We start from the raw sequence: 16,652 nt of genomic DNA on the forward strand, positions 1-16,652 counted from the left end.
GGTGGCCATGGGCTCGGCCACCGCCTTCACCCGCGACCGCCGTGTCCTGCACGTCCGGCCCGGTGACTCCGTCCAGGCCGCCGTGGACGCGGTGCTGGGCCCCGGCTGGACGATCGTCGTGCACCCGGGGACGTACCGCGAAGTCGTCGACGTGCCTGCGGAAAAAGGAGAGTTGACCCTGCGGGGTGCCGTCCGCGATCCGCGTGCCGCCGTCATCGTCCACGACAACGCCAACGGCACACAGAAGCCGGACGGTTCGGGGACCTACGGCACGGCGGGCTCCGCCACCTTCACCTCGGCGGCGGCCGGGCTCGTGGTCCGTGATCTCACCCTCGCCAACGACTGGCTGCGCGCCGACCACCCGGACATCACCGGTACCCAGGCCGTCGCCGCGTATCTGACCGGGGACCGCACGCACTTCGAGAACGTCCGGCTGCTCGCCCATCAGGACACCCTGTTCGCCGACACCACCGCGCTCGACTCCTTCGACCGGCAGTTCTTCCACCGCTGCTATGTCGAGGGGGACGTCGACTTCGTCTTCGGGCGGGCGAGGGCGGTGTACGAGCACTGCCACTTCCGCACCCTGCAACGGGACGTGGCCTTCACGCCCAAGGGCATGGTGTTCGCCCCCTCGACCGCCCGTGCGGACCCGTACGGGTTCCTCGCCGTCCGCTGCCGGTTCTCCTCCGGCGCGGAGGACGGGGCGTACAAGCTGGCGCGGCCCTGGGTGCCGTCGTACGAGACCACCGCCTGGCCCTCGCTGGTCGTGCGGAACAGTCTCATCGGCCCCGGGATCGACCCCGTCGCGCCCTACACGAACATGCGGGACGCCTACCCGTGGCAGTCCATGCGGTTCGCGGAGTACCGCAACTCCGGGCCGGGCGCGGTGATCACCGTCCCCGAGAACCGGCCCCAGCTCACCGACGCCGAGGCGCTCTCGCACACCCCCGCGACCTACCTCGGCGACTGGAAACCCCAACCGATCCGCTCCTTCTGATCGACGAAAGGACCCGCACGTCATGCGTCGTATCAGCACCTTCACCGCACTGGCCGTGACCACGGCATCGCTCGGACTCGCCGTCGTCGCCACCCCGGCACACGCGGCGACCGTCGTGGTCAGCAACTCCACCGACCTGACCAGCGCCATCAAGAACGCCACTGCCGGCGAGGTCATCCAGGTCCGCGGCGGCACCTACTACCCGACGGCCACCCTCCAGTCCACGGTCAACGGCACCTCCTCCGCGCCGGTCACGCTCACCGCGTACGGCTCGGAGACCGTCAAGATCGACGGGTCCTCGCTGCCCTCCGGCTCCTGGATCTTCAAGCTGACCGCGGACTACTGGAACGTCTCCAACATCACCTTCCAGAACTCCCCGGACAGCGCGGTCGTCTGCCAGTCCTGCACCGGCACCAACTGGAGCAACATCAAGACCATCAACGGCGGCGACTCCGGCTTCACGCTCACCGGGGACGGGACCGTGAACAACACGGTCAAGAACCTCGACTCGTACGGCAACTACGACGCCGCCACGCACGGCCAGAACGCGGACGGCGTCGCCATCAAGTTCGGCTCCGGCACCGGCAACCTGGTCACCGGCGCCCGCCTGTACAACAACTCGGACGACGGGATCGACCTCTGGTCCTTCTCCTCGCCGGTCACCATCGAGCACACCTGGTCCTTCGGCAACGGCGTCAACCGCTGGGGCGACTCCGCCTTCGAGGGCAACGGCAACGGCTTCAAACTGGGCGGCAACGGCGTCACCGTGGCCCACGTCGTCAACAACTCCGCCGCCTGGGGCAACGCCGGCAACGGCTTCACCGAGAACTCCAACACCGGCGCGATCGTCATCAACCGCACCACCGCCTACGCCAACTCCAAGTGGGGCTACTACTTCGCCACCAGCGCGGCCCGCCTCGGCAAGAACCTCGCGGTGAGCAACGGCAGCGGCTCGGTCACCAAGGGCTCGTCGGTGGTCTCCGCCGGCAACAACTGGGACAGCGGCATCAGCACCCCCGCCTTCAAGTCGACGGACGCCTCGACGACGTACAACTCCCGTCAGTCGGACGGCTCCCTGCCGGCGACCACCTTCCTCACGACGGGGAGCACGACCATCGGGGCGACGATGGACTGACCCGGCGATCCGGAATCCCTCCGTCCAGGGCGCTTGACCCGGTTTTTGCCTGCCGATGAGATATCGATCAGGCAACGGGTCTCGCGCCCACCAGGGTGACGCGCGTAGAACTCCTGTCATGCATAAGTCACTTCGGATCGCGGCGATCGCCGCCGCCTGCGCCGTCGCCGGGGGCGCCCTCTACGGCGCCGGTGCCGCCACCGCCGGTCAGTCGACCGCGAACTCCACGCACGAGCCGTACAACATCGGGCTCCTGGTGAAGGACATCGACACCTACTACGGCACCACCGCCGACGCCAACGGTGTGTACCAGGCGTCCCCGGACAGCCCGTACGCCAAGGACCTCGCGCGGGTCGACGCGGCCGCCAGGCGCCAGATCGACCAGGCCGCGCGCAAGGCCCACCACCGGGGCGAGAAGCCCGCGGTCGTCTTCGACATCGACGACACGCTGCTGCTCAGCCTCGACTACGAGAAGCGCTACAACTACACGTACAACTCGACCACATGGGCCGACTACGTCAACAAGGCCGACCGGCCGGGCGTGTTCGGCAGCGCCGAGCTCGTGCGGTACGCGGCGGCCAAGGGCGTCGAGGTCTTCTACAACTCCGGTCTCAGCGAGGCGCAGCGCACCGCCGCCGTCGAGAACCTGAAGAAGATCGGCGCCGACGTCAACCTCGACACCGCCCACATGTTCCTCAAGGACAAGGCCAACCCGCCGTCCTACCTGAACTCCTGCGCCACCCCGGGCACCTGGAACTGCACCACCGTGCAGTACAAGTCCGGCACCCGCAAGCACATCGAGGACGACCTCGGGTACGACATCGTCGCCAACTTCGGCGACCAGTACTCGGACCTGGACGGCGGTTACGCGGACCGCACGTACAAGCTGCCGAACCCGACGTACTTCGTGTCGTAGTCGGGAAAGACGGCAACCCTTTCCGGTCACGGCGGCGACTGGGAGACAGAAACGGGCCGGGGCGGCCCCTCCGGCCCGTTTCGCTCCCTCGTCAGCACGTCGTCAAGGACGTCAAGGAAAGGAACGGCCAGTGCGCTTCAGCACCGGACGCCACCGCAGGACGCGTACCCTCTCGATCGCCGCGGCGGTGGCCGTCGCCGCGGGCGCGAGCGGCGTCTACCTCGGCCTGTCGAACGGCGGTGCCCAGGCCGCCACCAGCACGGTCACCGTCTCCACCACCGCGGCGCTGGAGTCGGCCGTCGCCCACGCCGCCGCCGGCACCGTCATCCAGGTGCGCGCGGGCACGTACTACCCGACCGCCACCCTCAAGTCGACGGTCAGCGGCACCGGTTCGAACCGCATCACGCTCGAGGCGTACAGCGGCGAGAAGGTGAAGATCGACGGCTCCAAGCTGCCCGCCGGCTCCTGGCTCACCGGGATCTACGGCAGCTACTGGACCGTCCAGAACCTCACCTTCCAGAACTCCCCGGCCCAGGGCTTCGTCGCCACGTCGTCCACCGGCGGGATCTTCAAGAACCTCGTCACCGCGAACAACGGCGACTCCGGGTTCACCCTGCGCGGCGACAACACGGTCGACAACCTCGTCCAGAACCTGGACAGTTACGGCAACTACGACAAGGCCGGGCACGGACAGAACGCGGACGGCATCGCCATCAAGTTCGGCTCCGGCACGGGGAACAAGGTGACCGGCGCCCGCCTCTACAACAACTCGGACGACGGCCTGGACCTCTGGCAGTTCTCGTCCCCCGTCACGATCGAGCACAGCTGGGCCTTCGGCAACGGCAAGAACCGGTGGAACGACTCCGCGTTCGAGGGCAACGGGAACGGGTTCAAGCTGGGCGGCGGGGGTGTCGCCGTCGCGCACGTCGTCAACGACAACGCGTCCTGGGACAACACGCTGAACGGCTTCACCGAGAACTCCAACACCGGGGCGATCGTGCTGAACCGCAACACCGCGTACTCCAACGGCGAGGCCGGGTTCTTCTTCGAGACGAGCAAGTCGCGGCTGGCGCGGAACCTGTCGGTGAGCAACAAGGGCGGGCTGTCCACGCTCGGCTCCGCCACGGTGTCCGCGGCGAACAACTGGGACAGCGGGGTGGCGGCGCCTTCCTTCAAGTCGACCGACGCGCGTACTGCGTACGGCGCGCGGCAGACGAGTGGGGCGTTGCCGGCCACGACGTTCCTCACTACGGGTTCGTCCACGATCGGTTCCACCATGGACTGATGGTGCGTTGCGGGCTGCGCGACCGTTGTGGCTGGTCGCGCAGTTCCCCGCGCCCCTATGGGGCGCTCACGTACGGGGCGTTCAGGACAGCAGGTCTATACAGTCGAACGCCGTGCCCGCGCTGAGGTAGGCCGTGCCGCCCGAGCCGCTCACTATGTTGAGCTTCAGGACGTTGTACTGGGAGGCGTCCGTCTTCCACGCGGTGGCAGGGACGTTGAAGACGAACGTGTGGTTGTTGCCGCGGTAGGAACCCGTGGTCAGGGAGCGTGTGTCGGGCTGGGTGGGGGCCGTCGGGACGGCCGAGACCCAGTCGTTGACGGTGACACGGGGGCGGCCGTTCGCGAACGCGTCCGTCACCCCGACGCGGAGGGTGTGCGCCGCGGCCGCCTGTGCCTTGGTCAGCCTGAAGTAGATCAGGACGCCGTCGTTGACGTCCTTCCACAGGTACGCCGGGAAGGCCGCGGCCTCGCCGCCGCTGCCGATCGTGACATTGCCGGTCCACTTGGCCGCGCGGCCGTCGGACGGATGGGCGTACGTCATCAGCTTGGCGTTCTTGAACTCGCCGGGCGTGCCGTCCCAGTCGCCGAGCCGCCAGAGCGTGGCCGCGGCGGACGGGTCGCCGGTGAGGGAGAGGGTGTGCAGGGACGTCGTACCGCCCGCCGTCACCGTGACCGACTCGGTGTGCACGGCCAGTTCGTTCTTGTACACGGTGAGCGTGTACGTCCCCGGGAGCATCCCCTTGCAGGAGAAGGCGCCGGTGCCGGCCGCGGCCTTCGCCCAGTACTGGGCGTCCTTGTTGGCGAAACCCACCGTGTAGGCGTACGTGGCGTCCATGCCCTTGAGGCCGACGCCCGCCACCTTGCCGCGGCCCGCCATGCCCACCCAGCCGGTGATGCCGAGACCGTCCGCCCAGGAGGTGTCGAGGTTGTCGTGGAAGAGCGAGGAGGAGGGCGCCTGGCCGTCCGTGAAGGCGACGACGTACGGACCCTGCAAGCCGAAACGTTCCGCCTCGGTCTGGGCCTCGCCGTAGTGCAGGATCTCGTACAGGCCCGCGCCGCCCTCGTTGGAGTGCCGGAGCAGGGAGCGGTAGAAGGGGCCGCCGGAGGCCTTCTCGTGGTTGGAGCGGACCAGCCAGAGACCGACGGAGCCGGTCGTGAAGCCGATGTGGTCGTAGTCGATGGTGCGCTTGCCCGAGTAGTGCTTGGAGTGGGTCGTGCCGTCCGGGTGCCGCCAGACGTCACCGGCCTCGATGATCTTGTCCGCCGTCGAGTCCCAGGCGTCCGGGCCCGTGTTGGGGAACATGCCGGGCTTGACGCGGACGATGTAGCGGGTCGCGGTGAAGGACGCGTCCGCCTTGTTCGTCCACAGGTACACGTTGTTCTGGCCGCTGCGGGCCGCGTACCACTGGGTGATCGGGCCGTGCACGACCTTGACCAGGATCGTGGAGCCGGTCTGCCTGATGGTGACGGTGGAGGCGCCGAGACCCGACTCGACGTGCGAGTGCTTGCCGCCGTAGCCCTCGTACTCCTTGCCCTTGTAGGCGAGCGAGGTGATGTCCCCGGTCGACTTGGAGACCTTGAAGACAAGGGCGGCGCCGGTGTCGACGACGTAGTTCGTGCCGTCGTCCCGGTAGCCGAAGGCCGCGGCGGAGGCGGTCGCGAGGAGGCCGGTGCCACCCGCGACGGCGGCGCCGGTGGCGGCCACGCCGATCACGGAGGCGCCGAGCACCCGTCTGCGGGTGACGTGCTTCTTGTGCGTGCTCAAGGGTGCGGATCCCGTCGTACTTGAATGTTCACTCAGCTGCAGGAGAAGAGGGCGCGTTGCTCTTCCTGGTTGCCGCAGCCGGGCGATGGGTTGCCACCCGATTCAAGATTCTTTACGAGTCGCCCTCACCGCTGGTGTGTGTCGCGAAGTCGCCGGTCACCGCGTACTGCCTGCCGCCCGCGCTGCCCGTGATCGTGTAGCTGTCGTCCTTGGCGTTGCGGCCGCCGCGCTCGTGGTTGTACTGGCCCGCGAACACCCACTGGCCGACCGCGACCCGGGCGTCCGGCTTGAGCGTCCAGGTGTAGACCAGGAAGCCGTCCTGCTCGGTCACGGTCTGGGTGAAGTCGGTCTCCGGCAGCGAGCGCCAGGCCCCGGCGTTGGACACCCCGCCGGTCTGGGCCACCTTCAACTGGACGGTGAGCGCGGTCAGTTGCTCCGAGGTCTTCAGGGTCACGTTGGACTGCGCCCAGAAGTCGTTGCTGTGCGGGTCCACCGAGCCGTCCGACCACAGCGGGCCGTCCTGCTCGCCCTTCGCGGCGGGTGCCGTCGGGGTGGCGGAGACCGTCGGGGACGACGAGGGAGTCGAACTCGCCCTGGGCGAGGAGGACTTCGAGGGCACGCTGGGAGCCGGCGGGGCGGCCGAGCGGGACGGCGGGCGCGAGGTCGCGTCCGGGGACCCGGAGGGTGTCGGCGACACCGAGACCGTCTTCTCGGTGGGCGTGTCCTTCACGGCCGAGGCGACCGCGTAGCCGCCGACACCGAGGACCGCGGCGACCGCGGCCGTGGCGCTGACCACCCGGACCCAGCCGAACACCGGCGGAAGGGTGGCGCGATGGTCGGGGCGGGCCTTCGCGGCCATGCCCCGCTCGACCCGGGCCAGGATGCGGGCACGGTCGGGTTCGTGCGCCTCGGCCGTCCCGTGCAGCCGGGCGCGCAGCTCGTCGTGCACGTCCTGCTGCCTCATCGGTTCCTTCCTCCGCTCTGACCGGCGCGCGGCGCCATCGCCACGTGCACCCGCTGCGGCCCACCCGGGTCGCCGAGCAGCTTCTGCAGCTCGGCCATGCCCTTGGACGTCTGGCTCTTAACCGTACCCACCGAGATCCCCAGGGCGAGAGCGGTGTCCTTTTCCGACAGGTCGAACGCATGCCGAAGCACCACACACGCCCGTTTGCGGAAGGGCAGGCGGCGCAACGCCCCCTGGACGTCCACCACTCCGGCGATGTCGGGGTTCTCGGTCTTCTCCTCGCGCTGCGACCAGAACAGGGCGATACGGCGCCGCTCGCGCACGGCGCTGCGGATCCGGGTGCGGGCCAGGTTGGCGACGACGCCCCGGGCATAGGCCACCGGGTGGTCGGCCGCGCGCACCCGGTCCCAGCGGTGCCACAGTGCCAGCAGGGCGTCGGCGGCCAGGTCGTCGGCGGCGTCGGACTCGCCGGTCAGCAGGTAGGCGAGGCGGGAGAACTCGGCGTAGTGGCGTTCGAAGAAGGCATGGAACTCCACGGAGGCGGCGTCGTCGACGACTGTGCCCACGGGTGACCTCTTCTGTCTGGGTGTATGTCATGTAGATGACATGCGAACGGCCGGGGGTGCGCCCCGGCGGGAATCCGGAGCGTAGCAGTGATCGTTTCGTGTGCGCCGTACGGGGGTTCGGTGGTGGTGTGTTCCACATCGGGCCGCTGAGCCCGATTCCGTAACACGGGGAAAACCTGAAACCGGTTCAGCGCGGGAACAATCCAGCCAGCATCCGCACACGAACGATCAGGCAACGAGGAGTACGACCATGTCCGAGACGCAGAGAGTGGACCGGCCGCAGGGCGCCGCGCCACCTGTCGGTAACGGCGTCGACCGGTTCTTCAAGATCTCCGAACGGGGGTCCACCTTCGGCCGGGAGATACGGGGCGGCTTCGCCACGTTCTTCACCATGGCCTACATCCTTGTCCTGAACCCCATCATCCTCGGCAGCGCCAAGGACAAGTTCGGCCACAGCCTCGACACCGGCCAACTCGTCACCGCCACCGCGCTGGTGGCCTGCGTGATGACGGTCATCATGGGCGTCGGCGGCAACCTGCCGCTGGCCATCGCGGCCGGACTCGGCCTCAACGCCGTCGTGGCCTTCCAGCTGGCGCCGCTGATGAGCTGGTCCGACGCGATGGGCCTGGTCGTCCTCGAAGGCCTGCTGATCTGTGTGCTCGTCGTGACGGGCCTGCGCGAGGCGATCATGAACGCGATCCCGCAGCAGCTGAAGCAGGCGATCGGCGTCGGCATCGGCCTGTTCATCGCCTTCATCGGCTTCGTCGACGCCGGCTTCGTCAGCCGGATCCCGGACGCCGCGGACACCACCGTGCCGGTGCAGCTGGGCGCCGTCGGCCGGCTCACCGGCTGGCCCGTGCTCGTCTTCTGTCTTGGCGTGCTCCTGACCATCGCGCTGGTCGCGCGGAAGGTGAAGGGCGCGATCCTGATCAGCATCGTCACGATGACCGCCGTGGCGATCGTCATCGACTCCGTCGCCGACATCAAGAGCTGGGGCCTGACCACGCCGAAGATCCCGGACAAGATCGTGGCCGCGCCCGACTTCGGACTCGTCGGTCACTTCAGCCTGTTCGGCGGCTTCGGCAAGGCCGGTGTCCTCACCGCCGTGCTGCTGGTCTTCACCCTGATCCTGTCCGACTTCTTCGACGCCATGGGCACGATCGTCGGCATCAGCGCGGAGGCCGGACTGCTCGACGACAAGGGGCAGGTGCCGGGCATCGGGCGGGTGCTGTTCATCGACGGCGCGGCGGCGGTGGCCGGCGGCATCGGCTCGGCCTCCTCCAACACGGCGTACATCGAGTCGGCGGCGGGGGTGGGGGAGGGCGCGCGGACCGGCTTCGCCAACCTGATCACCGGCGGGATGTTCGGTCTCGCGCTGTTCCTCACGCCGCTGCTCACGATCGTGCCGCTCCAGGCGGCGGCGCCCGCGCTGATCGCCGTGGGCTTCCTGATGATGACCCACGTCAAGCACATCGACTGGGACAGGTACGAGATCGCGATCCCGGCGTTCCTGACGATCGCCGCGATGCCGTTCACGTACTCGATCACGGACGGGATCGGGGCGGGCTTCCTGGCGTACGTCGTCATCAAGGCGGTGCTGGGGAAGGCGAAGGAGGTCAACTGGCTGCTGTGGGCCGTGTCGGCGCTGTTCCTGGTGTACTTCGCGATTGATCCGGTGGAGCAGGTGTTGGGTGTGAAGTAGGGGGTGGGGCGTGGGGTGCGCTTTTGGCCGCGGGTGATTCGTGGCTGGTCGCGCAGTTCCCCGCGCCCCTGACGGGGCGCTCTACTTCAACGCCGCTTCCATCATCGCCTTGGCTACGGGCGCCGCCAGCCCGTTGCCGCTGACCTCCGACCTCGCCGCGTCCGACTGCTCGACCATCACCGCCACGGCGACCTCCTTGCCCGTGCTGTTCGACTTGCCGTACGACGTGAACCAGGCGTACGGGGTCTTGGAGTTGTTCTCGCCGTGCTGGGCCGTGCCCGTCTTGCCGCCCACCGTCACACCGGCGATCTTCGCGTTCGTACCGGTGCCGTCCTCGACGACCGTCTGCATCGCGGACTGCAACTGCTCGGCGGTCGAGGAGCTGACGATCTCCTTGGTGCTGGTGTCGTCGTCGTAGTTCTTCAGTACGTCGCCGCCGCTGTCGGTGATCTGCGAGACCATATGCGGGGAGACCAGCTTGCCGCCGTTGGCTATGGCGGCCGACACCATGGCCATCTGGAGCGGGGTCGCCGTGACGTCGAACTGGCCGATGCCGGAGAGGCCGGTCTGGGCCTTGTCCATGTTCTTGGGGTACACACTCGCGTAGGCGCGCACCGGGATGTCCAGCTTGTCGTCGTTGAAGCCGAACTTCTCGGCCATCGCCCGCACCTTGTCCTGGCCCAGGTCGACGGCCATCTTGCCGAAGACGTTGTTGCAGGAGTAGCGCAGGGCCGTACGGATCGACGCGTTCTCGCAGGGCGCCGAGGTGCTCTCGTTCCGCAGCGGGGTTGTCGAGCCCGGCAGGGTGTAGGGGTTGGGGCTGTCGGTCTTCGTGTCGACGTTCGCGTAGAGCCCGTCCTCCAGCGCGGCCGCCGCGACCACCAGCTTGAACGTCGACCCCGGCGGCAGCGGCTGGCGCAGCGCCCGGTTGGTGAGCGGCTTGTCCGAGTCGGCGTTCAGCTGCTTCCAGGCCGTACCGGCCGTGTTCGCGTCGGTGAGCGTGGAGGGGTCGTACGACGGTGTGGACACGACCGCCAGGATCTTGCCGGTCGTCGGGTCGATCGCGACGGCCGCGCCCTTGTTGCCGCCGAGCGCTTTGTACGCCGCCTTCTGGACGTCCGGGTCGATCGTCGTGATCACGTTGCCCGGGTCGGCGCGCTGGTCGGTGACCGTGTCCATGACCGTCTTGAGCCGGCTGTCGGTGCCGTTGAGCAGGTCCTGGTAGATGCCCTCCAGCTGGGTCGGGGCGTACGCCTGCGAGGCATAGCCCGTCACCGCCGCGTACAGCTTGCCGTTCGTGTACGTGCGCTTGTACGTGAGGTCGCTGCTGCCCGAGGTCCTGGCCGAGCCGGTGATCGACTCACCGGCCACGACGATGTTCCCGAGCGGCTGTGAGTACGTCTCGATGACGTTGCGCCGGTTGTGCGTGTCGTCCGCGAGGGCCTGGCCGTCGTAGAACTGCACCCATGTCGCCCTGACCAGCAGAGCGAACACGAGCAGCAGCGCGAAGACGGACGCCCGCCTGATCGTCTTGTTCATCCCGCTCAGACAGACGAGCGAAGGCGGGGGGTTCGTTCCCTACGGCCGGATTTCTCATCGTCCGTTCATACGGGCCCCGGGCGCGATGAGGTCAGAGTCGTCGGGTGGCCAGCGTCAAGCGGTCCCGCGCGTCGAACAGGGCGTCCTTGATCATCTGTTCGTGGGCGGGGGTGAGGCGGGCCACCGGGACCGAGCAGCTGATCGCGTCGCGGGCCGGGGTGCGGTAGGGGATCGCCACGCCGAAGCAGCGCAGCCCCAGCGTGTTCTCCTCGCGGTCGATCGCGAAGCCCTGCTCGCGGATCTGGTGGAGCTCCTCGATGAGCTTCTCGCGGTCGGTGATGGTGTGCTCGGTGAGCGCCGGGAGGGTCTCCGGCAGCAGCTTGCGGACCTGCTCGTCGGTGTGGGTGGCGAGCAGCGCCTTGCCGAGGGAGGTGGAGTGCGCGGGGAGGCGGCGGCCGACCCGGGTGAAGGGGCGCAGGTAGTGCTGGGACTGGCGGGTGGCCAGGTAGACCACGTTCGTGCCGTCGAGACGCGCCAGGTGGATGGTCTCCGTGGTGTCGTCGGAGAGCCGGTCCAGGGTCGGGCGGGCCGCCGCGACCACCTCGTCGCCGTCGATGTACGACGTGCCGACCAGCAGCGCCCGCACCCCGATGCCGTACCGGGTGCCGGTGGCGTCCGTCTCCACCCAGCCCAGTTCCACGAGGGTGCGCAGCAACATGTAGAGGCTGGACTTGGGGTATCCGACGGCCTCCTGGACCGCCGCGAGGGAGTGCATACCGGGCCGGCCGGCGAAGTACTCGAGCAATTCCACGGTCCGCACCGCGGACTTGACCTGTGCCCCGCCGCCTGTCTCGCCTGCCGACATCGCCCTTGACCCCTTCGTTGGACGAGAAACCGAGGATATAGTCTCCGACAGCATATTCATCATCAGAGACAGCGTTCAGTATATCGAACATCCCTGGTGAATGACCCGGATACTGCGGCAGTACGCACTACATGGAGGGACCCGCGGTGGCAGCAGCACCAGTCTGGAGTGTCGACCCGCGCACCGGGAAGCAGCGTGAACAGGTTGCGGTGGAGGCCACAGCCGAAGAGGTGGACGCCGTCGTCACGGCCGCGCACGCCGTACGCGGCTCCCTCGCCGACCGCACGGTCCGCGCCGCGTTCCTGCGGTCCGCCGCCGCCGGACTCGACGCGGCCAAGGACCGGCTGGTCGAGGCCGCCGACGCGGAGACCGCGCTCGGCCCGGTCCGGCTGACCGGCGAACTCGCCCGTACCGGCTACCAGCTGCGGGCCTTCGCGGACATCGTCGACGAGGGCGCCTTCCTCGACGTCATCATCAACCACCCCGACGCCACCGCCACCCCGCCCATCCCGGACCTGCGCCGCTACAAGGTGCCGCTGGGCGTCGTCGCCGTCTACTCGGCCTCCAACTTCCCCTTCGCCTTCTCCGTCGCCGGCGGCGACACCGCGAGCGCGCTGGCCGCGGGCAACCCGGTCGTCGTCAAGGCCCACCCCGATCACCCGGCCCTGTCCGAGCTGGTCGCCAAGGTGCTGCGCCGGGCCGCCGCGGAGCACGGCATCCCGGAGGCCGTCGTCGGTCTCGTGCACGGCTTCGACGCCGGCATCGAGCTGATCGGGCACCCGCTGGTCGCCGCGGCCGGCTTCACCGGTTCCGTCCGGGGCGGACGGGCGCTGTTCGACGCGGCCGCCGCGCGTCCGGTGCCGATCCCGTTCCACGGCGAGCTGGGCTCCCTCAATCCCGTCCTGGTCACGGAGGCCGCGGCCACCGAGCGGGGCGAGGAGATCGGCACCGGGCTCGCCGGGTCGATGACCCTGGGCGTCGGCCAGTTCTGCGTCAAGCCGGGCCTGGTCCTGGTGCCGGCCGGTGCGGGCGGCGACGGCCTGGTCAAGTCCCTCACGGACGCGGTCAGCAACACGGACGCGGGTGTCCTGCTCGACCACCGCATGCGGGACAACTTCGTCGCCGGGGTCGCCGAGCGCGGCGAACTCCCCGACGTGGACAGCCCGGTGACGCCGGGGGCGGGCGGCGAGCACACCGTCAGCGCGGGGTTCCTCACGGTGGCGGCGAGCCGGCTGGCCGAGGCCGGTGCCTATGACCTGCTGCTGGAGGAGTGCTTCGGGCCGGTGACCGTGGTGGTCCGGTACGAGGACCGGGGCGAGGCGACGGCGGTGCTGTCGCGGCTGCCGGGCAACCTCACGGCGACGGTCCATGTCTCCGACGGGGAGGCCGCGGGCGAGGGGCTCGGGGCGGAGATCCTCGCGGAGCTCACGCCGCTTGCCGGGCGCGTGCTCGTGAACGGGTGGCCGACGGGGGTGGCCGTGGCGCCGGCCCAGCATCACGGTGGGCCGTACCCGGCCACGACCTCCACGTCGACCTCCGTGGGCGGTACGGCGATCGAGCGGTGGCTGCGGCCGGTGGCCTATCAGGGGGCGCCGTCGGCGCTGCTGCCGGCGGAGCTGCGGGACGAGAACCCGCTGGGGCTTCCGCGGCGGTTCAACGGGGTGCTGGAGCGGTGACGCCGTAGGGGTGCGGGGCGCTTCGCGGGGTGCCGGTACGTCGTGGTCGCTCGCGCAGTTCCCCGCGCCCCTTTGGGGCGCGGCTGCTGACACAATCTGACCATGGACGTGGAACTTCCCGAACTTCCTTTCCCCCTCCGCACCTACGGGCCCGACGGGCACTGGTTCTATGAGGACGGTGTGCTCACCGGATGGGCCGGGGCCCGGCAGGACCGGTTCGTGTCGCCCACCGGGGAGGCGTTGGATCCCGCCTCCGACGCGCCCCGGCTGCTGGGGGCGCCCGAAGGTGACTTTCAGCTGATCGCCCGGGTCACCGTCGGGTTCGGTGCCGCCTTCGACGCCGGAGTGCTGTACGCCCACGTCGGCGACCGGGCCTGGGCCAAGCTCTGCCTGGAGAACTCCCCGGACGTGCCCACCGTCTGCACGGTGGTCACCCGGGGTCACTCCGACGACGCCAACTCCTTCACGGTGGACGGGAGTTCGGTCTGGCTGCGGATCAGCCGGACCGGGCGGGCGCTGGCCTTCCACGCCTCCCGCGACGGCCGGAAGTGGGTCTTCGTACGGCTGTTCACGCTGGGCGGCGAGAAGGAGACCGAGGACGCACTGGTCGGCTTCATGACCCAGTCGCCGATGGGCGAGGGGTGCGTGGTGACCTACGACCACATCGAGTTCAGGCCCGACTGGCCGGCCGATCTGCGCGACGGAAGCTGAGCGGGACGGCGGGGCGGACACCGAGCGCGCAAGGGAACCGGGTCCGGCACGGTCACGTCCTCTGATGCATGATCAGTCAACGTGTCACGGGCGGCCCGGTGATCCGTACCGCCCTGCCCGAAGAAGCCGAGATCATCGCCGAGCTGCACCTCCGGGCCCGCTCGACGTACTACCCGGACGGCGTCCCGGAGTCCGACTTCGACTGGACCGAGGCCTGGCGCGGTTCCATCGAGCGCCCCGACGGCCATGTGCTGTGTGCCGTCGCGCAGGGCCGGATCATCGGCATCGCCTCCTTCCGCACCCCGGAAGGCGGACCGGCGGAAACGGTCAAGCTCTTCCAGTTCCACGTCGACCCCGACCGCTGGCGCTCCGGTGTCGGTACGGCCCTGCACACGGCCTGTGTGGAGGAGTGGCGGGCCGACGGCAGGCGGACGGCGGTCCTCGACGTCCACACGGACAACCGGCGGGCCCAGGCCTTCTACGGCCGCCAGGGCTGGGTCCCGGACCCGGAGAACCCGCCCGCCGAGGACGACCACCATCTTTTCCTGCGCTACTCCGTGCCCCGGGAATGAACCGCGCTGTTTGAACGTTCACGTACCGGCGGAGAGAGCCTCCGCGCCCGTACGACCTGGAGAGAGCCGAAGACATGCGCGTCGAGATCTGGAGCGATATCGCCTGCCCCTGGTGCTACGTGGGCAAGGCCCGCTTCGAGAAGGCCCTTGCCGCCTTCCCGCACCGCGACCAGGTCGAGGTCGTGCACCGCTCCTTCGAGCTGGACCCCGGCCGCGCCAAGGACGACGTGCAGCCGGTGCTCGCCATGCTCAGCAAGAAGTACGGCATGAGCGAGGCGCAGGCCCAGGCCGGCGAGGACAACCTGGGCGCGCAGGCCGCCGCCGAGGGCCTGGACTACCGCACCCGGGACCGCGACCACGGCAACACCTTCGACCTGCACCGGCTGCTGCACTTCGCCAAGGAGCAGGGCCGGCAGGACGAGCTGATCCAGATCCTCTACCGGGCGAACTTCGCCGAGGAGCGGTCCCTCTTCACCGAGGGCGACGGGCGGCTCGTCGAGCTCGCCGTGGAGGCCGGGCTGGACGCGGCGGCCGTGCGCGAGGTGCTCGCCGACCCGTCCCGCTACGCCGACGAGGTCCGCGCCGACGAGCGCGAGGCCGCCGAGCTCGGCGCGAACGGGGTGCCGTTCTTCGTCCTCGACCGGAAGTACGGGGTCTCCGGCGCCCAGCCCGCCGAGGTGTTCACACAGGCGCTCGGCCAGGCGTGGGGTGCGCGTTCCCCGCTGCAGCTCATCGACGAGGGCGGCGCGGAGGCCTGTGGGCCGGACGGGTGCGCGGTCCCGCAGCACTGAGAGGGAAACTCCAGGTCAGGGCGGTCGTATAAGCATCGCTTAGCGGTTCTGCGTAAGAATCCGCAATGGACGGGGGGTTTCCTGGGCCGCAAAGTGTACCCATGGAGACCTTCGAGAGCCTCGTCCGCGCCGAGTTCGCCCCGAAGAACACGTTCCTCAACACCGCGAGCAACGGCCTGCTGCCGGCCCGTGCCGTCGCGGGCCTCCAGGAGGCGGCACTGCTGCGGGCCGAGGGCCGGCCGCTGACCCCGCTGTACGAGGACGTCGAGCAGAGCCGGGCCCTGTTCGCCCGGCTCACCGGCGTCCCGGCCACCCGGGTCGCCGTGGGCGCGTCGGTCGCCGCGCACACCGGTGTGATCGCGGCCTCGCTGCCCGCCGGTGCCGAAGTCCTCACCGCCGAGGACGACTTCACCTCCGTGCTCAACCCGTTCCACGTTCGCGGTGACCTCAAGGTCCGTGCGGTCCCGCTGGAGCGGATCGCCGAATCCGTCCGGCCGGGCACCGCGCTCGTGGCGGTCAGCGCCGCGCAGTCCGCCGACGGCCGCATCGCCGACCTGCCCGCCCTGCGCGAGGCCGCCCGCGTCCACGGCGCCCGCACCTATGTCGACTTCTCCCAGGCGGCCGGCTGGCTGCCGATGGACGCCGACGCCCACGACTTCACCGCGAGCGTCTCCTTCAAATGGCTGCTCGGCCCGCACGGCGCGGCCTTCCTCACCGTGCCCGAGGACTTCGGCGGGCTCTCCCCGCTGTTCGCGGGCTGGGTCGCGGGCGAGCAGCCGTGGGACAGCTGCTACGGCCCGGTGGCCGAACTCGCCCACTCCGCACGGCGGTTCGACCTCACCCACGCACTGTTCACCTTCGCGGGCCTGCGCCGGTCCCTGGAACTCGTCGCGGAACTCGGACTGCCGGCGATCCATGCCCACGACGTCGCCCTCGCCGACCGGTTCCGCACCGGACTCGTGGGCGTCGGCCAGGAGCCGGTGCCCGCCCCCGGCTCGGCGATCGTCTCGGTCCCCGGACTGGGCTCCCGGCAGCCGGAGCTGAGCGAGGCGGGCATCGAGGTGTCCAACCGCGCCGGCAACCTGCGCGCGGCCTTCCACCTCTACAACACGGCCGCGGACGTGGACCGCCTGCTCGACGTGCTGGTCGGCTGAGGGACGGCACGGCCG

At 69.7% G+C, this 16,652-nt stretch carries 15 protein-coding genes; 10 read left to right on the forward strand and 5 right to left on the reverse strand.

The annotated features are described in order from the left end of the window. Positions 1-7: 7 nt before the first annotated feature. The 4 genes from AB0D85_RS07265 (at position 8) to AB0D85_RS07280 (ending at position 4,333) form a co-directional block, all read left to right on the forward strand. Complete coding sequence (locus tag AB0D85_RS07265; RefSeq protein ID WP_362315240.1) at positions 8-997, forward strand: pectinesterase family protein; 990 nt, start codon at positions 8-10, stop codon at positions 995-997. A gap of 22 nt (positions 998-1,019) precedes the next feature. Then, on the forward strand, positions 1,020-2,132 hold the full coding sequence (locus AB0D85_RS07270; protein WP_362314873.1) for a chondroitinase-B domain-containing protein: 1,113 nt from the start codon (positions 1,020-1,022) through the stop codon (positions 2,130-2,132). Between the two features lie 118 nt (positions 2,133-2,250). Then, positions 2,251-3,048, forward strand: a complete 798-nt coding sequence (locus AB0D85_RS07275) for an HAD family acid phosphatase (RefSeq protein WP_362314876.1) — start codon at positions 2,251-2,253, stop codon at positions 3,046-3,048. A gap of 130 nt (positions 3,049-3,178) precedes the next feature. Continuing rightward, on the forward strand, positions 3,179-4,333 hold the full coding sequence (locus tag AB0D85_RS07280) for a right-handed parallel beta-helix repeat-containing protein (protein ID WP_362314878.1): 1,155 nt from the start codon (positions 3,179-3,181) through the stop codon (positions 4,331-4,333). Positions 4,334-4,414: 81 nt separating this feature from the next. Here the strand turns inward: AB0D85_RS07280 and AB0D85_RS07285 are convergent, their stop codons facing one another. From AB0D85_RS07285 to AB0D85_RS07295, 3 genes are all read right to left on the reverse strand, one after another. Further along, a complete protein-coding gene (locus tag AB0D85_RS07285) occupies positions 4,415-6,097 on the reverse strand; it encodes a rhamnogalacturonan lyase B N-terminal domain-containing protein (RefSeq protein ID WP_362314881.1) in 1,683 nt (560 codons plus the stop codon). A 112-nt stretch (positions 6,098-6,209) separates the two neighbouring features. Beyond that, positions 6,210-7,061: a hypothetical protein gene (locus AB0D85_RS07290; RefSeq protein WP_362314884.1), complete on the reverse strand. Its 852-nt coding sequence runs from the start codon at positions 7,059-7,061 to the stop codon at positions 6,210-6,212. Next, positions 7,058-7,627, reverse strand: coding sequence for a SigE family RNA polymerase sigma factor (locus AB0D85_RS07295; protein ID WP_362314886.1), 570 nt, complete (start codon positions 7,625-7,627; stop codon positions 7,058-7,060). The genes AB0D85_RS07290 and AB0D85_RS07295 overlap by 4 nt, the downstream gene beginning before the upstream one ends. A 250-nt stretch (positions 7,628-7,877) precedes the next feature. Between AB0D85_RS07295 and AB0D85_RS07300 the strand changes: the two genes are divergently transcribed. Next, positions 7,878-9,329, forward strand: coding sequence for an NCS2 family permease (locus AB0D85_RS07300; RefSeq protein ID WP_362314889.1), 1,452 nt, complete (start codon positions 7,878-7,880; stop codon positions 9,327-9,329). 81 nt (positions 9,330-9,410) lie between these two features. Here AB0D85_RS07300 and AB0D85_RS07305 read toward each other — a convergent pair whose 3' ends face one another. Beyond that, positions 9,411-10,868 carry a penicillin-binding transpeptidase domain-containing protein gene (locus tag AB0D85_RS07305; protein WP_362314891.1) on the reverse strand — a complete coding sequence of 486 codons (1,458 nt, stop codon included), beginning with the start codon at positions 10,866-10,868 and terminating at the stop codon, positions 9,411-9,413. A 91-nt stretch (positions 10,869-10,959) separates the two neighbouring features. Beyond that, entirely contained in the window at positions 10,960-11,733 is a 774-nt protein-coding gene (locus AB0D85_RS07310) for an IclR family transcriptional regulator (RefSeq protein WP_123978118.1), read from the reverse strand. Positions 11,734-11,942: 209 nt separating this feature from the next. On the opposite strand from AB0D85_RS07310, the gene AB0D85_RS07315 reads away from it, so the two are divergent. The 5 genes from AB0D85_RS07315 (at position 11,943) to AB0D85_RS07335 (ending at position 16,637) form a co-directional block, all read left to right on the forward strand. Further along, positions 11,943-13,409 (forward strand): aldehyde dehydrogenase (NADP(+)), encoded by a 1,467-nt coding sequence (locus AB0D85_RS07315; protein ID WP_362315243.1) that lies wholly within the window; start codon positions 11,943-11,945, stop codon positions 13,407-13,409. Positions 13,410-13,511: 102 nt separating this feature from the next. Continuing rightward, positions 13,512-14,120 (forward strand): DUF1349 domain-containing protein, encoded by a 609-nt coding sequence (locus tag AB0D85_RS07320; protein WP_362314894.1) that lies wholly within the window; start codon positions 13,512-13,514, stop codon positions 14,118-14,120. Between the two features lie 68 nt (positions 14,121-14,188). After that, positions 14,189-14,692 (forward strand): GNAT family N-acetyltransferase, encoded by a 504-nt coding sequence (locus AB0D85_RS07325; RefSeq protein WP_362314897.1) that lies wholly within the window; start codon positions 14,189-14,191, stop codon positions 14,690-14,692. A 74-nt stretch (positions 14,693-14,766) separates the two neighbouring features. Continuing rightward, the gene (locus AB0D85_RS07330; protein ID WP_362314900.1) at positions 14,767-15,483 is read left to right on the forward strand and encodes a DsbA family oxidoreductase; all 717 of its coding nucleotides are present in this window, start codon (positions 14,767-14,769) and stop codon (positions 15,481-15,483) included. A 101-nt stretch (positions 15,484-15,584) separates the two neighbouring features. Further along, on the forward strand, positions 15,585-16,637 hold the full coding sequence (locus tag AB0D85_RS07335) for an aminotransferase class V-fold PLP-dependent enzyme (protein WP_362314903.1): 1,053 nt from the start codon (positions 15,585-15,587) through the stop codon (positions 16,635-16,637). The last annotated feature ends 15 nt before the right edge of the window (positions 16,638-16,652 follow it).

The organism is Streptomyces sp. NPDC048277, from assembly GCF_040652235.1.
GTDB lineage: Bacteria > Actinomycetota > Actinomycetes > Streptomycetales > Streptomycetaceae > Streptomyces.